Here is a 19,167-nt window from a genome sequence, read left to right as displayed (position 1 = left end):
CTCAGTGCATCGGGAACCTTGAGGTTGAAGCGTTTATTCCGTTACTTGATCGCATGACGCGGCAGATCAGGTAACACGCAAGGCGTGCAATCGCTGACCAAGCCGACGAAATGCAATGTCGAGTCAGCTGAAACCTGCGTTAGTCCCGCAATTTGCGCAGGCGTCGAATTTGCTTCATCTAGCATGGCGCGATGCGCTTGCTTGTTAGCGCGTCTGCGCAATTTTTGCTGGGCACGTGTTATGTACGAATGACTGAGGACTGCGATGCGCTGCATCTTGCACAGTAATTCCGGATCGTCGCTAACCGTTTCCGCCAGTTGCCGCCACAAGCCGCATTCACCCCAGCGCCTGAATCGCATATAGGGGGTAGTCCACTTGCCAAACTCCGGCGGCAGGGAGGACCATTTGATTTTTCTCGATGCGATAAAAAGCACGGCGTCGATAAATTGACGATTATTCCTGCCACTGGCTCCCGGGTCGCCAGGTTTGCCGACCAACAAAGGCTCCAGTTTTTCCCATTGATCATCTCGCAATTTCATCGCATCCATCCTTTCTATGCCAACTGTCTCATCAAGCTCTGCTGACCTGTCTAGGTATCGCTGTGATGCCGTCACAAACTGAACCGGAAAAATGGCGTTATTCTTCGACATCGTACGAAGCGGCAGAATCTGTCCGGTCAAAAAAATATCAAATCAGCAAGTCATATTGTGCGGCCTGGATACTCCTATTGCCATTACCTAAAGGCCGAAAATTAAATGGGATTAATCCTAATAATTTTAAGAATTCCAGGTGGCAAGGAAGATACTGTCCGCGCCCTTAGGTGGGTAGACCTGCCGCTGACCGAAATATTTCAATGAGCGGCTGGTTTTCCAAAGCTTGGTAGGTGACTCATGACCCTGAGCAGGCGTTGGATTTTCTTGATAGCAGACACTCAAGGTGGCTGGACTAAGCGGCTTGATGCGCTGAGTGTGAATTGACAGCAATGTTAGTCGCCAATTGGAGAACACAGTTCAATTAGCGAACCATCTTTGTCTCGGACGTAGGCCACAATTTGACCCCAAGGTTTTCCCATCGGCTCCTTGATAGGTGTGGCGCCCGCGGTGACCGCCTTGGTATAGGCTGATGCGACGTCATCAGTTATGAACGCTAACTCAACACCAAGTGGCGCGGTGTTGGGATCAGTTTTCTGATACCGGCCATCGAGATTCATTTCGCCCATTGCATGAGAGGCGAAGGCGAGAATGGTTGCGCCCGTCTCAAGCTCCCCGTATTGGTCTGAATCGTGAAGAAAGCGCGTTTCAAAGCCAAACGCCTCTTTGTAGAAAGTGAGTGCTTCCGTAACCGATGTGACATAAACGATGGCGTAACCGAATTTCATGTATTTCCCGCTTTCTGCTTGAGTGATTACTTTCGTTCTTCCGTGTATGCACACCAAGGGCGAGGTCCTTCATTGGGCTGCTTACTCATACGAGAGTACGATTGGCACCGTGACGTCGATGGATCCTGCTTGCGCATTGCCTGCGCTGCTGTAGATGGTGGCAAGAAACGCCAATTCGGCCTGGGCGTTGGTAATCCGGGCGCTCTGCGTCGCGCCGGGCGACACGGGAGTCTGCTGATCCTTGGGGTAGATGCGCACGCCGAGCCCGATTGCCGTTCCGGCATTCTTGAAGACTGTGGCGTCGCCTGGATCGGCGACACCATCGAATTTGATGTTCACCTTGCTGGAGCTGGCAGGACATTTGTCGAATCGGATGACGAATGGCTGCGGCCTGGATTCGCTGCCGGCGACATTCAGCGCCTGGATCTTGTCGCGCCCCAGGTCGATCGTTTGCGTCAGGCCGGCTTCGAGCGTGCACGGAGCTGCATACACCACTCCCTCCGCCGTAATTGTCTCTGCACATGCGGAGGAAATAGCCATGCCCGTCAATAATGCACATACCACCGTTGAGCAACGCCATGTATTCATGATTCCCTTTCTCCTGTCGGCCATCAGCTATACGTCATGGTTACGGTGATGGTCGATTTGACCGTACCCGGGAGCACGCCGCCAATGCTGTAGACGGCAGTCTTGAAATTGTGCGTTACCGGGCCGCCTGTCGCATTCATGCTGCCTACATACTTGCCTCCCGGCGAAATCACTGCCTGGCCGTCGCTTTGGTAGAGCCGCACCGCTACGTGGCTGGCCGTGCCTTCGTTTTTGAAAGAAGTGGTATCGCTGCTGTCGGCCGTACCGGCAAAGGTGTAGGTCACGCCGGTGGTGCCGGCCGGGCAATTGAGCGTCAGGCCGAAATCCTTCTTGGCGCTCAGCGTACCGGCTGTGGCCAGATCCGCTGCGCTGAGCTTGCCCAGGTCGATGTTCATCTTCTGACTGGCGGTATCGACTGTGCAAGGATCGGCAACCACCGTGGCGGTCACGGTAATGGTCGAGTCGACGGCATGGGCCGTGCCGCAGATGCCTAGCCATAACGGAGCGCATGCGAGCAGGGAGGAGATTGTCTTGGTTGAGATATGCATGGTTTTTCCTAAGTGTTATTGGTAAGTCATGGTAAGTGTGGCCGTGGCTTTGACCGTGCCGGGCATGATGGTGCCGATTTTAAGCAATTGCGCGTAAAAGCTGATGTCGTTGCCGTCCCAGGCGCTACTGCCGACGGCGCCGTAGTTAACGGCTGTATTCAGACTGACCGGAACCTTGCCGGCAGTAAGCATCTGCACGGCTACGCCTTGGGCGCCGCCATCGGCGGCGGCCACTTCGTTCGTGAGGAGGCCGGCCGTGCTATTGCCGGCAGGTGCTGTGCCGCTCATGGTTGCGGTTACTTTTACCCCCGCATCGCAACTCATGTTCATGCTGAATTTCGTGAGTCCGGCGTTACCTTGGGCTGTTAGTGTTTTCGCTGAAATACCGTTCAGCGGCACCGTGATGGCCTTGCTTGGATTACAGGTAGAAACAACAAATGCTCCCCCAGTCACATTGATATTGACGAGCGGGACAGCGTTCCAATATACGGCACCGTATCGAGCAGTAGCTAAAGTGCCCGCTGTAATCGGCCCTGTTTTCACGAACGTTATCGTTACTTTTTCACTCGCAGCCCAAGTAAAATTATAGCCGCCCGCCAGGTAGAGCACGCTCGGAAAATTTCCGAGGATGCCCGAGCTATAAGCCCAACTGCTATAAATGCGATATCCCACACCGGGAACATTCGTGGAGTAAACGTTCGTAAGACCGGCAACGGGACTTCCTTGAAATATATTGCTACTGATCGTATCTGAAGTAGTACAGCTGGTGCCATCATCTATCCGGGTTGTGGAGCTCGGTGTAGGTGCAAAGTAAGTACCCAGATCCGTGCCCACAGGAATGTCACGGGGAATAATTTTGCTGCCAAGATTTAGATTCAGATGCGGGTAAGGCCACATGTTGGTCACACCGCAGGCAGAAGCGGACTGACTGGCGATCCCAAGCCCAAGCAATAATGCCATGCCAAGCAGCTTCCGCCATTTATCGTGCCTCACTGCGGGAACGATCCGGGTGCTCGCATTGCATCGAGAGACAATCGGATACTGCGCTAACGCGCAAGCTGCGGGCGCGGTTTGCGCCACATTGGCGTTCAAGCCTTGCGTCAGAGATATAAACCATCTTTTATTTATTTTATTCATATCAAGATGTCGACCGCATGGGCCGTGCCGCTGGTGCCTAGCCATAACGTGACGTAGGCGAGTAGAAAAGGGATTGTCTTGGTAGTAGGGGCATGCATAATTTTTTCTAACGGATTATTGGTAAGTCATGGTGAGCGTGGCCGTGGCTTTGACTGTACCTGGCATGATGGTGCCGATTTTAAGCAACTGCGCGTAAAAGCTGATGTCGTTGCCGTCCCAAGCGCTACTGCCGACGGCGCCGTAGTTAACCGCTGTATTCAGACTGACCGGGACCTTGCCGGCAGTAAGCATCTGCACGGCTACGCCTTGGGCGCCGCCATCGGCGGCGGCCACTTCGTTCGTCAGAAGGCCGGCCGTGCTATTGCCGGCAGGTGCTGTGCCGCTCATGGTTGCGGTCACCTTTACCCCGGCATCGCAATTCATGTTCATGCTGAATTTCGTTTGCCCGGCGCTACTGTTGGTTGCTAGTGTCTTGGCTGAAATGCCGTTCAGCGGCACCGTGATTACCTTGCTTGGATTACAGGTAGCAACAACAAACGCTCCCCCAGTCACATTGATATTGATGATCGGGGTAGAGGCAGTGCTCCACGATACATTGCCGTATTCACCAACAGCTAAAGTACCCGCTGTAATTGGCCCCGTTTTCACGAACGCTACCGTTACTTTTTCGCTTGGCGCCCAAGTAATATTGTAAGTGCCTTGGCTTATGTGGATCGTGTTCGGAAAATATCCGACGGGGCCACTGCCGCTGGTAGCCCAATTGCTATAAATGCGATATCCCACACCGGGAACATTCGTGGAGTAAACGTTCGCGAAACCGGCAACGGGCGTTCCTTGCAACATCCTGCCGGTCATCGACTCTGAACCAGCACAGCTGCCAATAGCTAACGCGGTTGAGGCGGTTGGTGTAGGTGCATCGTAACTACCCAGCTCCGTGCCCACAGGAATGTCACGGGGAATAGTTTTGCTGCCAAGATTCATATTCAGACGCGGGTAAGTCCAGTACGGGCTCAAATAGCATTCAGCAGAAGCAGACTGACTGGCGATCCCAAGCCCAAGCAATAATGCCATGCCAAGCAGCTTCCGCCATCTATCGTGCCTCGCTGCGGGCGCGGTTTGCGCCACATTGGCGTTCAAACCCTGTGTCCGATATATAAACCATCGTTTATTCATTTTATTCATATCAAGTTCTGTCGTAGTGTGTGATGCGTATTCATTCAAGCTCCCTGGTATATGTTTTCCTGGGTGCTTGCCGCGCTGCTTGCGTGAACAGCATCAGACTTGGAATAAGTCCGGAATTTCTGCAGCAGGTCAGAGGTGCCGAGCGCGCTTTGCTTGCCGGGGTAAGCGCCATAAATCGGAAGCTGCGACACGTTGACGGCTATCGGGTTCGCGCTGTTGTTGACCAGTTTGTCGACGCCGCGTTTGTCGCCCTGCGGATTGCGCGCTTTGGCGGCGGCCGGCAACTGCGCGTCGTCTGTCGCCAGTAAAGCCTGATCGTTTGCGATCTCCGGCTTGACATTTGCAACGGCGGCAACGGCAGCTTTCTTCTGCACCATTTCCTGTTCACCGGCTTTTACTTTGATGTCCTCGCCTGAGGCGTCGTTGCCTCGGTAAGGTGTATTTGTAGCTGCGCAGGCTGCCTTCTGCGCGATATAAGCCTGGGCTTTCTGGCTCTGGTCAGGAGTAATGCTGAAACTGCACAGAGCATCGTCGCTGCTGCCGTTGAGCTTGACGTTGAAGTTGCTCTGCTTGTCCACACCGGTAAGGAAGACCTGGCTGCCAGGCCCCACAATGCCGCGCTCCTTGCCTTGCTGGTCGAACACCTTGGCGCCTATCGGCAATTGTGCGCCGTCCGCCAGTGTGACATCCACCAGTAGCCGCTGACCGCTCGATGTCTCGAACTTGGCAGCCACAATGGCGCCCTTGGTCGGCACCACTTCCAGGGTGCTGATTGTCACATCGGTGTCTTCGCTCAGGGTATCGGTGTTGAGCGCCACGCGGTTGCGCCGGTACGGGCTGGCGTAAGGGATGACTGCGTAGCCGTGGCTGTCTGCCTTGACCCCAACCTGGTTCTGCAGGCCGACCCCGGCTGCGCCGCTGGTATCGACCAGTACCATGGTATCTTGCAGCGGCTGACTGAAGGTAATGCCGCCGGCATGCGCCACGATGCCGCCGGAAACCCCGACCGATCCTTGCCGGTAGCCGTTGCCGTAGCTGTAACCTGCATCGACGTTCGCCTTGCTGCCTTGATAATTAGCGCTGAGCGAGCCTTGACCGCCTTGGCCGCCTTGCTTGCCGGCATAGGCGCTGTAATTCAGATTGCCGTCTTCCAGCAAAGTGCCTGAGACACCGGCCTGGCTGCTGAGGCGGCCCTGGCCGTCGCGGCTCATCATCAGATTGGCCGACGATGTGCGAGCCCGGTTGCCGAACATATCCAGCGGTATCGATACATTGATGGACGCCTGGTTCGAACTGTTGCCGTTGCTGTCTCGCGTGTTCGCCAGATAGCCGCCTATCGACATATTGCGGAACATCGCGTTGTAACCCAGCTGCAGAGTGCGGTCGCTGCTGCTGCGTCCCCAGTATCTTTGCTCGTTGAAAGTCAGATACATGGAGCCGTACCTGCCCAGGCTTTGCGTGACGGTGCCTTCAATCTTGAACTTGCGATTGCCGCCGGAAATCTCGCCGCGCCGCTCTTGCAGCGCTTCGTAGAAATCGCGATAGCCGGATGTTGAATAGCGATAGCCCAGCAGACGGAAATCGGTGCCTTGCTGGATCAGGGATTTTGCGTAGAGAAACCGCCAGCTTTGGCCCTGCACCGACTCCGCATCCTTGGGTTGGGAACGGGCGTGAGTGACGTCGATCGAAACCGCGCCTAAGTTCCCGAAGTTTTTGCTCACGCCCAGGGCGCCAGCCTGGTACATCGAAGACAGCGTCGCACCGCCGTAGGGCGTGACGTCGCCCTTCATGCCGCGGGCATAAGAGGCTTGCATGAAGAATGGCTGCGTATCGGCGCCGACACTGCGTGCCTGGCCTGCCGTCACCTGGTAGCGCGAAGCGCCCTCGCGCAGCATGTTGGGTACCGCTGCGAACGGCTGAATGAAGCGCGTCTGCTGACCGTCGGCCTCGGTGACGGTGACCTCCAGATCGCCGCTGGACGAAGAAGGGTAGAGGTCGTTGATGACGAATGGGCCGGGAGCGACGACGGTGCTGTAGACAATGTGGCCGTTCTGCTTGACTTCCACCTTTGCGTTGGTACGGGCCACGCCGCGAATAACCGGGGCGTAACCCTGCATGCTGTCAGGCAGCATGTTGTCGTCGGACGATATTTGCACACCGCGAAACTGCATGCTCTGGAAGGTGCGATCCGAGGTGTACGAGTCGCCAACGAGCACCCGGCCGCCTATGCTCTGGACATCGCGCTCGGCGTAGGTGGCGATGGATTGGAAACTTCCCTCGCTGCCATACGATTTATTGTAGGACGAGGCATTGCGAAAGCGCCAGGGGCCAAGATTCAGACCGCTGCGCAGATTGGCGAAGTAACTCTGCTGGCTCGACCGGCCTGCGCTGCTGCCGTCCGAGGCCCTCAGACTGTAGTCGAGCATGCCCGCATTGATGCCGTGGTCCCATTCGGATTGCGGCACGGTGCCGCGAGCGTTCTGGCGGATCATCGCCTGCGGGATGCTGATGTCGAGCCGTTGCTGGCCTGAATCGTACGATACGGCGGCATCCGGGATGGCGGCGGCGATATCAACGCAGGCGCCGTCGGCCTCGGCGGCCAATAGCGGAATGGCGTCGACCAGGACTTTGATTTCGCGCAGCAATGCCTTGGAAATGCAGGGTATTGCACTCTGATTGCGCGCCGGGGCGTTGAATAGGATATCGCGGAGGTCAACTCTTTCTTGATTGACGTACAGATCGACGCGATGTGTTCCGGGCAGGACGAAATCTCCCTTGGCGAACACATCCAGATTGACCACAGACTGCTCGGCAGAATTGCGCAGGAACCCGGAGTTGAATTTCACCTCGGCATACGCTGCTTGTCCAAAGGCTATTGACAGCGCAATGGCAATCTTGCTGAGCCGTGGAAATAGTTTGCGGCCGCGACGTGCCGGCGAAACATTATTGTTGAAATTCACGTGGAGTTACCTTTTATCGATAGTCTGCGACACTTAATGCAGTACTGTTTGAGGCAGGAGAAAGAGCTTGTATTATTTGTTGCCGGAAATAGCACCGTTGGCAACGATCGGCTCGGACTGACCGCCGTAGTCGTTAATGTATTTATAGGTAAGCCGGGGGGCGTCGGAAGGCGCTGCCGCCTCTTTGAGCGGGAAACGGCTTTCGGTTTTCGGCGCCACCATGCTGACGGCTACTTCTTGGTTGCCGGCAGGAGATTGGAGCTTTGCCTCAACGAGGTTGACGTGGAACGCGCTGTCGTTACGCGCTACCAGCGAGCTTGCACCGGTTGCGGCATCGCGCTCGATCTTCCATTGCAATTGAGTAGCCGCCTTCACCGGATCGCCCTGGATGTTTTTTGGACGATAGAACATCTTGATACGGGAGCGCATAGCGATCTGCAGCGTATTCTCCAGTTCAGACGCGGGTGGAATTTCCTGTACGTTGAGCCAATACACCGATTCACGATCCTCTGGCACACCTTGGCCGGAGAACATGATGCGCAGCAGGTTTTCCTTGTTTGGATCAAGACGGAAAATCGGCGGCACGATCACAAAAGGCGTATCGGCCTTGACGGTGTCGTCGCCTTTATCGAGCCAGGTTTGCACAACGTAAGGGACTGTTCCTTCGTTCTTGACCGAAATGGAGGCTTCCCGTTTTTTGCCGTCAAAAATGACGCGCGTACCGCCAACGAGCACACCTGCCTGAGCTTGAATGCTGCCGAGCAAGGCTAATACTATGACAGCCGATAGATATTTTTTCTTCACGTGCTTTCCCTTTCTTTTAAATAATCGTCGCCCCAATCCATCTCAACATCAGAGAGAAACCGGAGAGGAGCGACGAACGGGAGGGATTACTGGTAGTTGACGGTGAATTGCGCGTTGGCGTTGGCCGCACCGGAAGTCACTGTGGCCGCGGTGGAGATATAACGGGCGCTGTACACGAGATTGTTATCGCCTTTTGCCAGTTTCACGCCAGCCGAGTCGCCACCGATTGGAGCCCGGACGCCATTGTTGTCGGTAATTTCGATGCCAACCCCGGTGGCGCCATCAACGGACAGGAGCTCCGGATTTGCCGTTGAAGTCACGCCGTCAAAACGCACGGTCGCGTTAGCTGCTGCGTCTGTGCAAGAGGTCAACTTCAAGGTAAAGTTTTTCGCACTGGCCTTGTCGCCTACCGCTTTGAATGATTGAGTGCCGACTTTACCCAACTGGACGGTAAACTCCGAGTTCGAAGGATCCACTGAGCATGGTGCATCGATCACCTCGCCTTTAAAGGCGATTTTGCCGTCGGCAGCATGAGCGACCGATGCGCCCAGACCGATGGTAGCTGCGAGAACGATGAGAGAAAGTTTATTTGCCATTTTTTATCCAAAGAGTGAATGATTTAAAGGTACGTTGTGCAGGCGCCCGCCGAGATTTCCCGGAAGCTCCAAACCAACGAGATCCATTATCGATACTTCAGATGGTCTTGTTAATTTGACAGTCTCTGATTTGCGACTAGGAGAAATCCTATTTTTTATAGGCGCTGTTGCTCCTGCTGTCCTCGCGCAGGCGCCTCGCCCGTCAATCAACATCAGTTGTGTTTGGTATATGGCATTGGGCTTTCGAGTCACTCGTTTCGGATAGGCCCTAGCACTCCGAATGCTCATGGCGGCGCCGATGCTTTTGGTCGGGCAGGGGATCGGCTGTGATTGAACTCTAACCACATGACCGCAAGCTGGAAGAATTGATGGATGAACTATCCGCTATTCGATGATTGGGAATCGATTTTGATTGATGGCAAAAATGGGATACAACAGAGGACTTGACCCTAGCCGGCTGAAGGCGGCTAGGGTCTTGATTTCATTTGCTCGTTATCCTGGCTGCCAACCTGATTGATAACAGCAACGCGGCATGGTATCTATCGCGATTAAATTGAACCCGATTTTGTATAGGTCGTGCCGCCCGAGGTATAAGTGACCGACCATGTATCGCTTGCGGCATTATGTGTCGCGCCGTTGCCATTCAATTGCGCCGCAAATGTGTAGTTGCCTGCGGCGATCGACTGGCCGCTGGCCAGCGTGAACGTGTACACGATATTGGCTCCGCTGGCGTGGCTGGTGACGATTGCCGAACCGACGGTGTTATAGCTGCTGTTATAAGTCACGTCTGCGGCGGGGACCGTGATGGTCAGCGTCAAGGCGGTGATCGGGGCTGTTGTCGTGAGGGTCACATCGTCTTCATCGTACCAGGGGCCGTTGGCCGATGGATTGCCGGCAAATGTCGCGCTGCCTCCGCTTGAGGAAGCGGTGTTGACGCTCAGGGCGAGCGCCGCTGCATGGCTCAGCGAACCGCTGGTGCCGGTGATGGTGGCGGTGCTGTTTCCGGTTGATGCCGTGCTGGAAGCATTGAGCGTCAAGGTGCTCGTGCTGGCGGTCGATGCGGGGCTGAAGCTGGCAGTCACGCCGCTGGGCAAGCCGCTGATGGACAAGGCGACACTGCTGTTAAACCCGCCTGTGGGCGCGATCGAGATGCTCGAAGTTGCGCTGGCTCCTTGTGCAAGCGACGCTGACGCGGGGGTTGCGGACAAGCTGAAATTTGCTACTGCCGGAGCATTGACGGTCAGGGTGAACGTTGTCTTGGAAGTCAGCGATCCGCTGGTTCCCGTAATGGTTACTGTGGCTGTTCCGATGGTTGCCGAACTGCCGGCGCTCAATGTCAGCGTGGTCGATCCGGTGCTTGATGCCGGGCTGAACGACGCCGTGACGCCGCTTGGCAGACCGCTCGCCGCAAACGACACCGCGCCGGTAAATCCGCCGGAAGGCGCGACGGTGATCGTGGAACTGCCGCTGCCGCCCTGTTTGATCGAGAGGCTGGTGGCGCTGCCGGACAGGCTGAAGCCCGGAGAAGTGCTTCCCGGAGTCAATACGACGGTCGTCAGCGAATAAGGCGGGGCCGTGACCTTGAAGCTGCTTCCCAGGCCGGTGGTGCTTGCGGAGGCGATGGCGCTGCTCGATTTGCCAAACGTGTAGGACGTGCCGGTGGCAGCCGGCGTATAACCGGATACGGCCACGTTGGCGGTGGTCGTATAGTTCGGGTCCTTATTGATCAGGAGCAGCGCCAGATTTCCGTTGGCCTGCTTGACTGCATGCGCGGTAAGCAGGCTGTTGCTCGACGCGGCGGAAACCAGGGTGTCGCCCGTTTTGCCCAGGTTGGTCAGCATCTGCATGCCGTAGTAGGTCGGTGCCGGCGTATCGGCTGCAGGCTCGCCCGAGGTCGCGTTCGACAGGATGCCGTAATCGCCGTAGGTGGCCGAGCCGAACAGGCTGGAAGACATGTTCCCGCCCGTGCTGCTGTTGTGCAGCGACCAGATATCCACGTTCGCCGCGCCGTTTTCCAGCCACGTCAGCAAACCGTCGGCGACGAACATCGCGTTCACGACGCTGATTGTCTGCTTGCCGGGGTTCGACGACACGGAGTTCATTTCGGTGACGAAGATTTGAATCTTCGATGCGTTCGAGCCGCCATACTGATTGATCAGCGATTTTACGCTGGAAACCATGCCGGCAATGCCGGGGGAGCCGTTAAAACCGCTTTGCGGCGAGGCCAGCAGCCCGGAGTCCGATTCGCTGCCCGGATTTTGCGGGTACCAGTGCACGATGACGAAATCGATTGCCGAGCCGCACTTCGCCAGGACGGTGGAGTTCCAGCTCGGCGTCTGCCCGTCGGGCCAGTTGCCCGGCGCAGTCAGTACCACCCCAACCTTGATGGTCGGGTCGACAGCCTTCATTGCGGAGGCGAACAGCGCCACGTTGGCGCCGTAGGTCGCGGGATCGTGCGCGCTGTGCAGATCGGTTTCCCACGACGAACCATATTCGCCGTTGCCGTACACCTCGTTACCGACTTCCCAGTACTTGATTCCGTAACCCTTGGTCACATTGGCATATTGCACCCAGGAAGCGGCGAAACTGGGCGTTCCTCCGCCATTGCCGGCGGCATTGGAACCATAGTTCACGGTGATGATCGGCGTTGCGCCGGCGCTCTTGGCCATTCCCATGAATGCATCGAAAGTGTTGCTGGGATTGGCATAACCGCCTTGTCCCGGAACAATCGAATTCGTTTGCCAGTTGTAGACATCCGACGTCGATCCGCCGGGATAACGCAGCGCGTTGATGCCGGCTTTCGACAGCAGACCGGGTATGGCCGAGTCGAGCAGGTAGCCATCCCAAACCGCGGTGGTCACGCCGAAGGCGCCGCTTGGGATCTTGTTCAGGCTGGCGCCGGCGTTGACGGTGACGTTGGCCGTGGTTTGCGCGATTGCCGACGACGGAGGAATTAACGCTAGTCCGGCGGCAAATAGAGCCGCCAGCATCGTTCTGTTGAAAAGCAACATGAAAATGATCCTTTGTAAAATTTTTGTCGGCGGGCAAACCAAGGCTATGAGAATTTGCTTATTGTTTTTTGACCGCCTTTTCATTGGCGTGACAATAAATACATTTATTTCCACATGGAAATGTTGGGCGATATCAAAGCAAATTCAAATCGGGAAAGCCCGAAATGTACGTAAGGATTTCCTCACTTGGTTGCTAGCCCAACGCTTTGGCATCCGCGCACAGCGACAATCTCACTGAGCAGTGCCGTTACGTGATTGTTTGGCGTCGTAGGGAGCGCCCTCCGCATTGAATATCAGGCAGTCGAATTGCCGCTATGAGCGGGCCGGTGTGTGCGGGAGCAGGGGTGGCAAAGATTTCTGCATGGAAATTTATCCTGGCGGATAAATGGCAAAAATTGCTAGTCAGGTCTGAATACTCTCTTGCCGCTGTCGTTGTTCTTCGGATAAGTAGAATCAGAAAGATTTTCCACCTGTCAATTACGGCAGGTTTCTCTGTGGAAATACAGGCATACAATTCAGAGAAGCAGGGCAGGCTGTTGTCGCTTGAGAGGCATGGATAGATGCATGTGCGGTCCAGCCGTTTTTAACTGGATAACTTAGTCTAAATAGGGGGAGCAAATGGCGAACAACCTTGGGCAGGCACCGACGCGCTGGGCACGCGACTATGTATTCGACATCTTGAGCGAACTCGGCATTCACTATATTTTCGGTGTGCCGGGAACCAATGAAATTCCAATCATCGATGGCACCTCCTATCCGGAAAATAAGGTGGAGTACATCGAGTGCCTGCATGAAAACATCGCACTCGGCGCGGCAATGGGATCTGCGCGCATGACCGGTTTGCCAGGGGTGTTGGTGGTACACGTCACGCCAGGTATTGCACATAGCATCGGCAATTTATTCAATGCTTCGCGCTCGCAGGCGCCGCTGGTGATTTTATGCTGCCAGCAGCAAAATGAACTGGTTACCCAGGAACCGCTGTTGGCATCCAATCTGGTTGATTTAGCCAGGCAATACACCAAATGGGCGCATGAAGTACGTGCCGCCGAAGAACTTCCGCTGGTATTGCAGCGAGCCTTTAAAGAAGCGATGGCGGCTCCCAACGGCCCGGTTTTTGTATCGATTCCGTGGGAGTTCACCATGCGCGAAATCGGCGCCAATGACAAGATCAAAGGCGTAACGCGTATTTCGCCGCACTTCACCGGCGCACCGGAGTCGATTACCCAGGTTGCCAACGCGCTCAAAGAGGCAAGAAATCCCATCATCATCGCCGGCGATGCGGTCGGCTATGCCAACGCCTGGCCGGAACTGCAGCAAATGGCGGAATTGATCGGGGCGCCCGTATTGCTGCAAACCTTCAGCAGCGTGGCGAACTTCCCGAATGACGATAGCCATTGGCAGGGCGAACTGCCGGGCACTCAGGCCGGCGTGCAAAACGTCTTCAAGGATCATGACGTGGCATTTCTGTGCGGTTTTAGCAACCAGGCGCAGGTCACGATTTTTAAATATTCGGATGGCGCTCTGATTCCCCCGGCTGTCAGACAGGTTTACCTCAGCAATAACATTTGGGACATAGGCAAAAATTATTATGGCGAAGCGGCAGTCTTTGGCGACATTAAAGCAACGCTGCCGCTCATCAACGCGCAGCTAGGCAGCGCTCCGTCCGCGCCGGCCGCCGCGCGCAATGCGAAATTGGCCGTGCTCGCGGCGCAGCGGCGGGTGCAGTGGGATAAGTATTTTGTGGAAGCACTGGCGGCGCCGAATATTTTGGCGGTAGTCATTGCCCAGGCTTTGCGTGAAGAAATCAAGCAACGCAATCTGAACCGGAAATTTGTCTATGTGCACGAGGCGGTTTCCGATCCCGCACCGTTCCAGTACCTGCTGCCGTTCGGTACGGAAGGCGCCGCGCCGATCAGTTACTACTGCGTTGGCGGCGGTTCGTTGGGCTGGTCGATGCCGGCGTCGCTCGGCATCAAGTTAAGCCCGCAAGGCTGGCAGCAGATCGATACCGAGTTTGTGGTGGCGGCGGTGGGCGACGGTTCGTCGCTGTTTTATCCGCAAACCTGGTGGACGGCGGCGCACCGCAAATTGGCGGTGCTGTACATCATCACCAATAATCATGAATACCATACTTTGCAGAACGGCTTGCAGCAGCTGGTAGCGGCGTATGGAACCGCGCCAGGCTATGAATGGCACCCCAAAGATTACAATACCGACCCGTCTTATCTGCGCATACAAAGTCCGGTGATGGATTTTGTCGCCATTGCAAAAGCGCTGGGCGGTCTGGCCGGTGAAGTGGTGGGCACTCCGGAAGAAGTCAAAGCAGCCGTGCGGCGCGGCATGGATCATGTTCTGCAGCATCAGCAAGCTTATATTCTGGATATGCGCACCGCCCAGAATCCGCCGCCGCCGCCAAAAACGGACGACGACACCGGAAAACAAGCAAGCCAGACAAGAGCGCCGGTGCAGCCTGCCTTGAACTTGTTCCATCAGCACGGACAGTCGCTTGCTGCCGCAGGGCTTGGCGACAATCAGAACGCGCCAGTCATTTTCTAGTCAGCGTCGGCAGCAAATGCGGCACTCAGGGTGCAGTCGAGCATCGGCATGTTGTCCGGCAGAGTCCTGGGATTTGTTCTTCCATTGACTTACAAAAAAGGGGATTACGCATCATGGCAGATGAAAAAATTGATATCGCCATCGTCGGCGGTGGCGTTTCCGGCGTATATAGCGCATGGCGGCTGAAACAAGCCAACCCGAAACAAAAAATCGTGGTGTTTGAAGGAAGCGATCATATCGGCGGGCGCTTGCTGTCGGTAACGCCGCCCGGCATTCCCGATATGGTGGCGGAACTGGGCGGCATGCGGATTCTGCCCAAAGTACAGCCGCTGATCAGCACCCTGATTGATAGGCTGAACAAGTTGCTGCCGGATAGCGAGCAAATCACGCTGTATCCCTTCCCTGTCGACAAACCGCAAAACATTGCTTATCTGCGCGGCACCTATTTGCGCCTGTCCGACTTCACTACCAATCCGGACGAGGTTCCGTATCGGCTAGGCTTTCCGAATCACGGGCAAACTGCCGGTTCCATCATGATCAATGCGATTGAGCAGATTGTGCCGGGCATAACCAACCCGGATCTTACTGAAGACCAGCGCCGCGAAATGGCGCAGCAAGCCAGTTTCTCTGGAAAACGTCTGTATCAACAGGGATTCTGGAACGTGCTGATGCGAGTAATTAACGGCGAATCGTATCAATTCTCAATGGATGCGGGCGGGTATGACTCGACTATGTGCAATTGGAACGCGGCCGATGCCATTCCCTGGTATTTGTCTGACTTTGGGGTTCAGCCCGTCTACAAGGGGTTCACCAAAGGCTTCCAGGAAGTACCCCGGACTCTGGCTAAATTATTCATCAAGGCAGGCGGTGAAGTACGTTTGAACAGCAGCGTGTCGGCGCTTGACAGTCTGGATGGCGCGGTTGAATTCCAGGTCGACGGCAAGTCGATCCGCGCCAATTCCGTGATCCTGGCCATGCCGCGCCGCTCGCTGGATCTGCTCGCTGACAGCAGTCCGATCCTGCAGGAAATCAGCGGCCTGATCTCTTCTGTCACGCCGCGTCCGCTGTTTAAATTATTTACCACCTATGCCAGTCCGTGGTGGCGCGCAGCCGGGTATAGCAAGCCTGACGGCAGCGTGGTGCCGGTAGAGGCGGGACGCAGCGTGACCGACATTCCGGTGCGGCAAACCTATTACTGGCCGAAAAGCAATGGTGCGCCTGTCAAAACCGGCCCCGCCATGTTATTGGCCAGTTACGACGATGGCGACAATACCGGATTCTGGGACGGTTTGCGGCCGCAGCGGCATCAATTCAAAGCCAGGGGGCAATCTGTCGCCAAAGTGAATGAGCCGTTTGTGGCCGAAAACCGCAAACAGAATCAGGAGCTGACATGGGATCAGTACCAGGCGCCATACCGCATGGTTACCGAAGTGGCGCGCCAGCTGGCGACCATGCATGGCTTGAGTTACACCCCAAAGGTGCAAGACGCCTGCTTCCGCGATTGGGGCGATGATCCCTTCGGCGGCGGCTGGAATAGCTGGAACATCGGCGTAAAAAGCTGGGAAGTGAAACAAAAGATCATCCAGCCGATCGGCCGGCAGCCCTTGTATATCTGCGGCGAAGCCTATTCCGATGCGCAGGGCTGGGTGGAGGGGGCGCTGCAAACTGCAGATATGATGCTGGAGAAATTCGGGTTGGAGAAATTAAAGAATCCGTAATTCAGTCAAGGATGGAACAATGAAAAGCCCGGCAATTGCCGGGCTTTTCATCAACACCGGTTTCGTGTGTTGCTGAGCGCTGTAACGAGTTCATCTCCGACATTCGAAAAACGTGTCGCTCTCAGGAGGCGAGGTGGTTTTACGACCAGATATACAAGCAAAGACATTTAACAATTTGCGGCGATCGGCTACCTGATCAATTTGCCATTTTGGCCGACGATGCTCAGCTCAACAAAATGCGAACCGTCATGGTTTCTGGCGCTATAGTCGACGAGCATGCCCCCCAGATCGACATCGTGCATGGTCTCCAATGCCGCCACCAATTTTTGTGCGTTAGGATTGACACCGGCACGGCGCAGACCTTCGGCCAGCAGCTTGGCGGCGATAAATCCTTCCTCCACCGCATCGGTGGCGAGCGGCGGATGACTCGCCGTCTTCAGCGCTCGCTGGAACTCGCGTACGACAGTCACGCCGACATTATTCGGCGACGGCGTAACTTGCATGACGCCGATGCCGCGCCCATCCTTTCCAAGGGAGGCAAAGAACTCCTCCGAATTGACGTTCGAGAGCATCAGGAATTGCGGTGCATGACCGGACGCGCGCATTTTTTTGACGAAATCGGCGCAGGCATTCGGCGTGCAAGCCATCAGCACCGCTTGCGGATTAACGGCGGCGATACTGGCGACGGCCGCGTCGACATTCAAATCCTTGCGTTTGTATTCGGCGATGATGACCGGTTTGAGCTGCTTCGCGGTAAGGTTTTTTTCAAAGCCGGCCAAACCGTCCTTGCCGAAGGTGTCGTCCTGATGCAGGATGGCGACTTTTTTTATCTGCATGGTGGCCAGCGATTCCACCATTTTTGCCGCTTCCTCCTGATAGCTCGCACGCAGGTTGAAAACATAGGGGTGCATCGGCTTGTACAGCGATTGCGCACCGGAAAAAGGGGCGACAAGGGGTATCTTGTTTTTCTCCAGCAGCGGCAATATTGCCTCCACTGTCGGTGTGCTGCGATAGCCGAACAGCGCCAGCGCGTGGTGTTCGTTGATCAGCTTCAGCGTGTTTTCTTTGGTTTTTAGGGGATCGCGCTGGTCGTCGTAACTGATGAATTCGATCTGTTGCCCAAGAATACCGCCCTGGGCATTGAGCCAATTGAAATACAGTTGGGCTCCGAGCATGTTTTCCTTACCCGTTGCCTGCCCGGATAGTTCTACCGACTGGCCGATGACGATCTTGTTCTCGGCAGTGGAAAATGCGCTAACGGTGCTCAAAATGAGGCCCAATAGCAAAGGGGAAATGCGCAGCATGGTTGTCTCCTGATAGTTTTTTTATGGCAACATACCTATTCAGGAGCATTCTTGCAACAATTTTCTTGCAAGATCTTATTTCACATAAAAACCAAACGCGAATTAAATTTCACGCGAATCTTCTTGAATACATGCAAAAAAATTCCCCATGGTTTGCGAATGATGGCGGGATCGATTCATATCGTTTACCGGGGTGCCAGGCGAAGCTTATAACGGTCAAATTTTCACGGCCGTATTGAGGTATTTCCTACAATAAATTCCATTTTCCCTACAAAAAAATCAATATTTCCTTACGGGCTATCTCTAGTTTTAGTTTGCACGCTGGATCGATCCACTTTGGTTTTTGAGTGACCAGATCGTTAATTAATCGATGCGCATTGTTGGAAGGGCGAAATGGAAACAAAACAGGGGTCTTCGCCGGGATGGGAAGGCATTCGACGAGCCCTCCAAAGAGGCCTACTCAATCGGGTAAAAAATTACTGCGTTCATTGATGATGTGTCAGTGGCAGAGGCGTGCATTGACCAGCTGCCTTTAAACGGTTGGGAGGCCAGCGGCCAAGGTGTAGTAGTCGCGATCTGATCCGGCCTGCTGCAACACCATCTGCACCACCTCATCCTGCTTTACCTGCGGGTAACCAACATTACGGCTGAATTATCGAAGTAATGCGCCGCCTTGTTCTCTCACGTAAGGAACATTCGCGAAGCGTATCAGCCAGTGATTCAAGGTTCTGGATACCGTAGATTGGCACGGTCTGGAAATCGGTGTCAGATGACCGAAGCCGTAGAACGCAGTATCCCGCCAGCCGCATTCCCAGTGGCTTATGCAGATCAAAATGTTCGATAGTGAATAGCTCAACACTGCCCTTGGTTTTGGACAGAACTCCGCGTTCTATCTTGATTCTTTGGGTAGTGATTTGGTAGGTGATCCCAATACTAGCGAACCAGTAGAACAGGTACGCAATACCCAGGGTGAGAACGATTGGTATCCACTGCCACACACTGTAGATGATAGCCGGATGGCCTGAATACAGAGGCTTTTCAGTTTCGGTCTCCTGTCCTGCCTTGAAGGCCAATAAATCGGTATTGCAAAAGCGGCACTTGATTGCTGCCAGCTTGATCGTCTCCCCGCATACGGGACAAACCTTTATATCCTCAGCACTCATTTCTCTTCCCGCAGTATTTGATTTCGTCCAAGATCGCAGCGCATCAATTGGTCGCCGACATGCAAAGGCGCATTGGACCATTGCCGCGATTTTACTTCGATAATTGAGCGAACGATTGCTTGTTTTCGACATTCAGTTCCATGACGTCCGCAGCTGCTTGCAGCAATGCAGTCCGGCTCGGACGGGAAACAGAAGATGGGGTATCTACGGCTGGTGAATTTT

General features: G+C 55.2%; 16 protein-coding genes. 3 read left to right on the top strand and 13 right to left on the bottom strand.

All coding sequences use genetic code 11. The annotated features are described in order from the left end of the window. Positions 1–41: 41 nt before the first annotated feature. From KHU33_RS18370 to KHU33_RS18325, 10 genes are all read right to left on the bottom strand, one after another. Positions 42–680, bottom strand: coding sequence for a transposase (locus tag KHU33_RS18370; RefSeq protein ID WP_211465555.1), 639 nt, complete (start codon positions 678–680; stop codon positions 42–44). 305 nt (positions 681–985) lie between these two features. Continuing rightward, the gene (locus tag KHU33_RS18365; RefSeq protein WP_211465554.1) at positions 986–1,378 is read right to left on the bottom strand and encodes a VOC family protein; all 393 of its coding nucleotides are present in this window, start codon (positions 1,376–1,378) and stop codon (positions 986–988) included. An 81-nt stretch (positions 1,379–1,459) separates the two neighbouring features. After that, entirely contained in the window at positions 1,460–1,966 is a 507-nt protein-coding gene (locus tag KHU33_RS18360) for a fimbrial protein (RefSeq protein WP_211465553.1), read from the bottom strand. Positions 1,967–1,989: 23 nt separating this feature from the next. Continuing rightward, the gene (locus KHU33_RS18355) at positions 1,990–2,514 is read right to left on the bottom strand and encodes a fimbrial protein (RefSeq protein ID WP_211465552.1); all 525 of its coding nucleotides are present in this window, start codon (positions 2,512–2,514) and stop codon (positions 1,990–1,992) included. Between the two features lie 15 nt (positions 2,515–2,529). Then, positions 2,530–3,651, bottom strand: a complete 1,122-nt coding sequence (locus tag KHU33_RS18350) for a fimbrial protein (protein WP_211465551.1) — start codon at positions 3,649–3,651, stop codon at positions 2,530–2,532. A gap of 114 nt (positions 3,652–3,765) precedes the next feature. Continuing rightward, positions 3,766–4,722, bottom strand: coding sequence for a fimbrial protein (locus KHU33_RS18345; protein WP_211465549.1), 957 nt, complete (start codon positions 4,720–4,722; stop codon positions 3,766–3,768). A 146-nt stretch (positions 4,723–4,868) separates the two neighbouring features. Continuing rightward, complete coding sequence (locus KHU33_RS18340; RefSeq protein ID WP_211465547.1) at positions 4,869–7,793, bottom strand: fimbria/pilus outer membrane usher protein; 2,925 nt, start codon at positions 7,791–7,793, stop codon at positions 4,869–4,871. Positions 7,794–7,865: 72 nt separating this feature from the next. Then, a complete protein-coding gene (locus KHU33_RS18335; RefSeq protein ID WP_211465545.1) occupies positions 7,866–8,597 on the bottom strand; it encodes a fimbrial biogenesis chaperone in 732 nt (243 codons plus the stop codon). A gap of 86 nt (positions 8,598–8,683) precedes the next feature. Further along, the gene (locus KHU33_RS18330) at positions 8,684–9,193 is read right to left on the bottom strand and encodes a fimbrial protein (RefSeq protein WP_211465543.1); all 510 of its coding nucleotides are present in this window, start codon (positions 9,191–9,193) and stop codon (positions 8,684–8,686) included. Positions 9,194–9,741: 548 nt separating this feature from the next. Beyond that, entirely contained in the window at positions 9,742–12,204 is a 2,463-nt protein-coding gene (locus KHU33_RS18325) for a hypothetical protein (protein ID WP_211465541.1), read from the bottom strand. Here KHU33_RS18325 and KHU33_RS18320 point away from each other — a divergent pair. From KHU33_RS18320 to KHU33_RS18310, 3 genes are all read left to right on the top strand, one after another. Next, entirely contained in the window at positions 12,203–12,442 is a 240-nt protein-coding gene (locus KHU33_RS18320) for a hypothetical protein (RefSeq protein WP_211465539.1), read from the top strand. The two genes, KHU33_RS18325 and KHU33_RS18320, sit on opposite strands and share 2 nt — an antisense overlap. Before the next feature lie 380 nt (positions 12,443–12,822). Further along, positions 12,823–14,760 (top strand): thiamine pyrophosphate-binding protein, encoded by a 1,938-nt coding sequence (locus KHU33_RS18315; protein ID WP_211465537.1) that lies wholly within the window; start codon positions 12,823–12,825, stop codon positions 14,758–14,760. A 113-nt stretch (positions 14,761–14,873) separates the two neighbouring features. Continuing rightward, positions 14,874–16,478, top strand: a complete 1,605-nt coding sequence (locus KHU33_RS18310; RefSeq protein WP_211465534.1) for a flavin monoamine oxidase family protein — start codon at positions 14,874–14,876, stop codon at positions 16,476–16,478. A 188-nt stretch (positions 16,479–16,666) separates the two neighbouring features. Here KHU33_RS18310 and KHU33_RS18305 read toward each other — a convergent pair whose 3' ends face one another. The 3 genes from KHU33_RS18305 to KHU33_RS18295 all read right to left on the bottom strand — a co-directional run. Further along, a complete protein-coding gene (locus KHU33_RS18305; protein ID WP_211465532.1) occupies positions 16,667–17,782 on the bottom strand; it encodes an ABC transporter substrate-binding protein in 1,116 nt (371 codons plus the stop codon). Positions 17,783–18,423: 641 nt separating this feature from the next. Further along, positions 18,424–18,945: a PH domain-containing protein gene (locus KHU33_RS18300; RefSeq protein ID WP_211465530.1), complete on the bottom strand. Its 522-nt coding sequence runs from the start codon at positions 18,943–18,945 to the stop codon at positions 18,424–18,426. Beyond that, the coding region (locus KHU33_RS18295; protein WP_211465528.1) for a hypothetical protein at positions 18,942–19,167 on the bottom strand (226 nt) is incomplete at its 5' end. The genes KHU33_RS18295 and KHU33_RS18300, both read right to left, overlap by 4 nt.

This window comes from Collimonas silvisoli (assembly GCF_018305005.1).
In the GTDB taxonomy this organism is placed as follows: Bacteria; Pseudomonadota; Gammaproteobacteria; order Burkholderiales; family Burkholderiaceae_D; genus Collimonas; species Collimonas silvisoli.
Note: the sequence above shows the minus strand (reverse complement) of the source record. Positions and strands in the feature narration are given on the sequence as shown.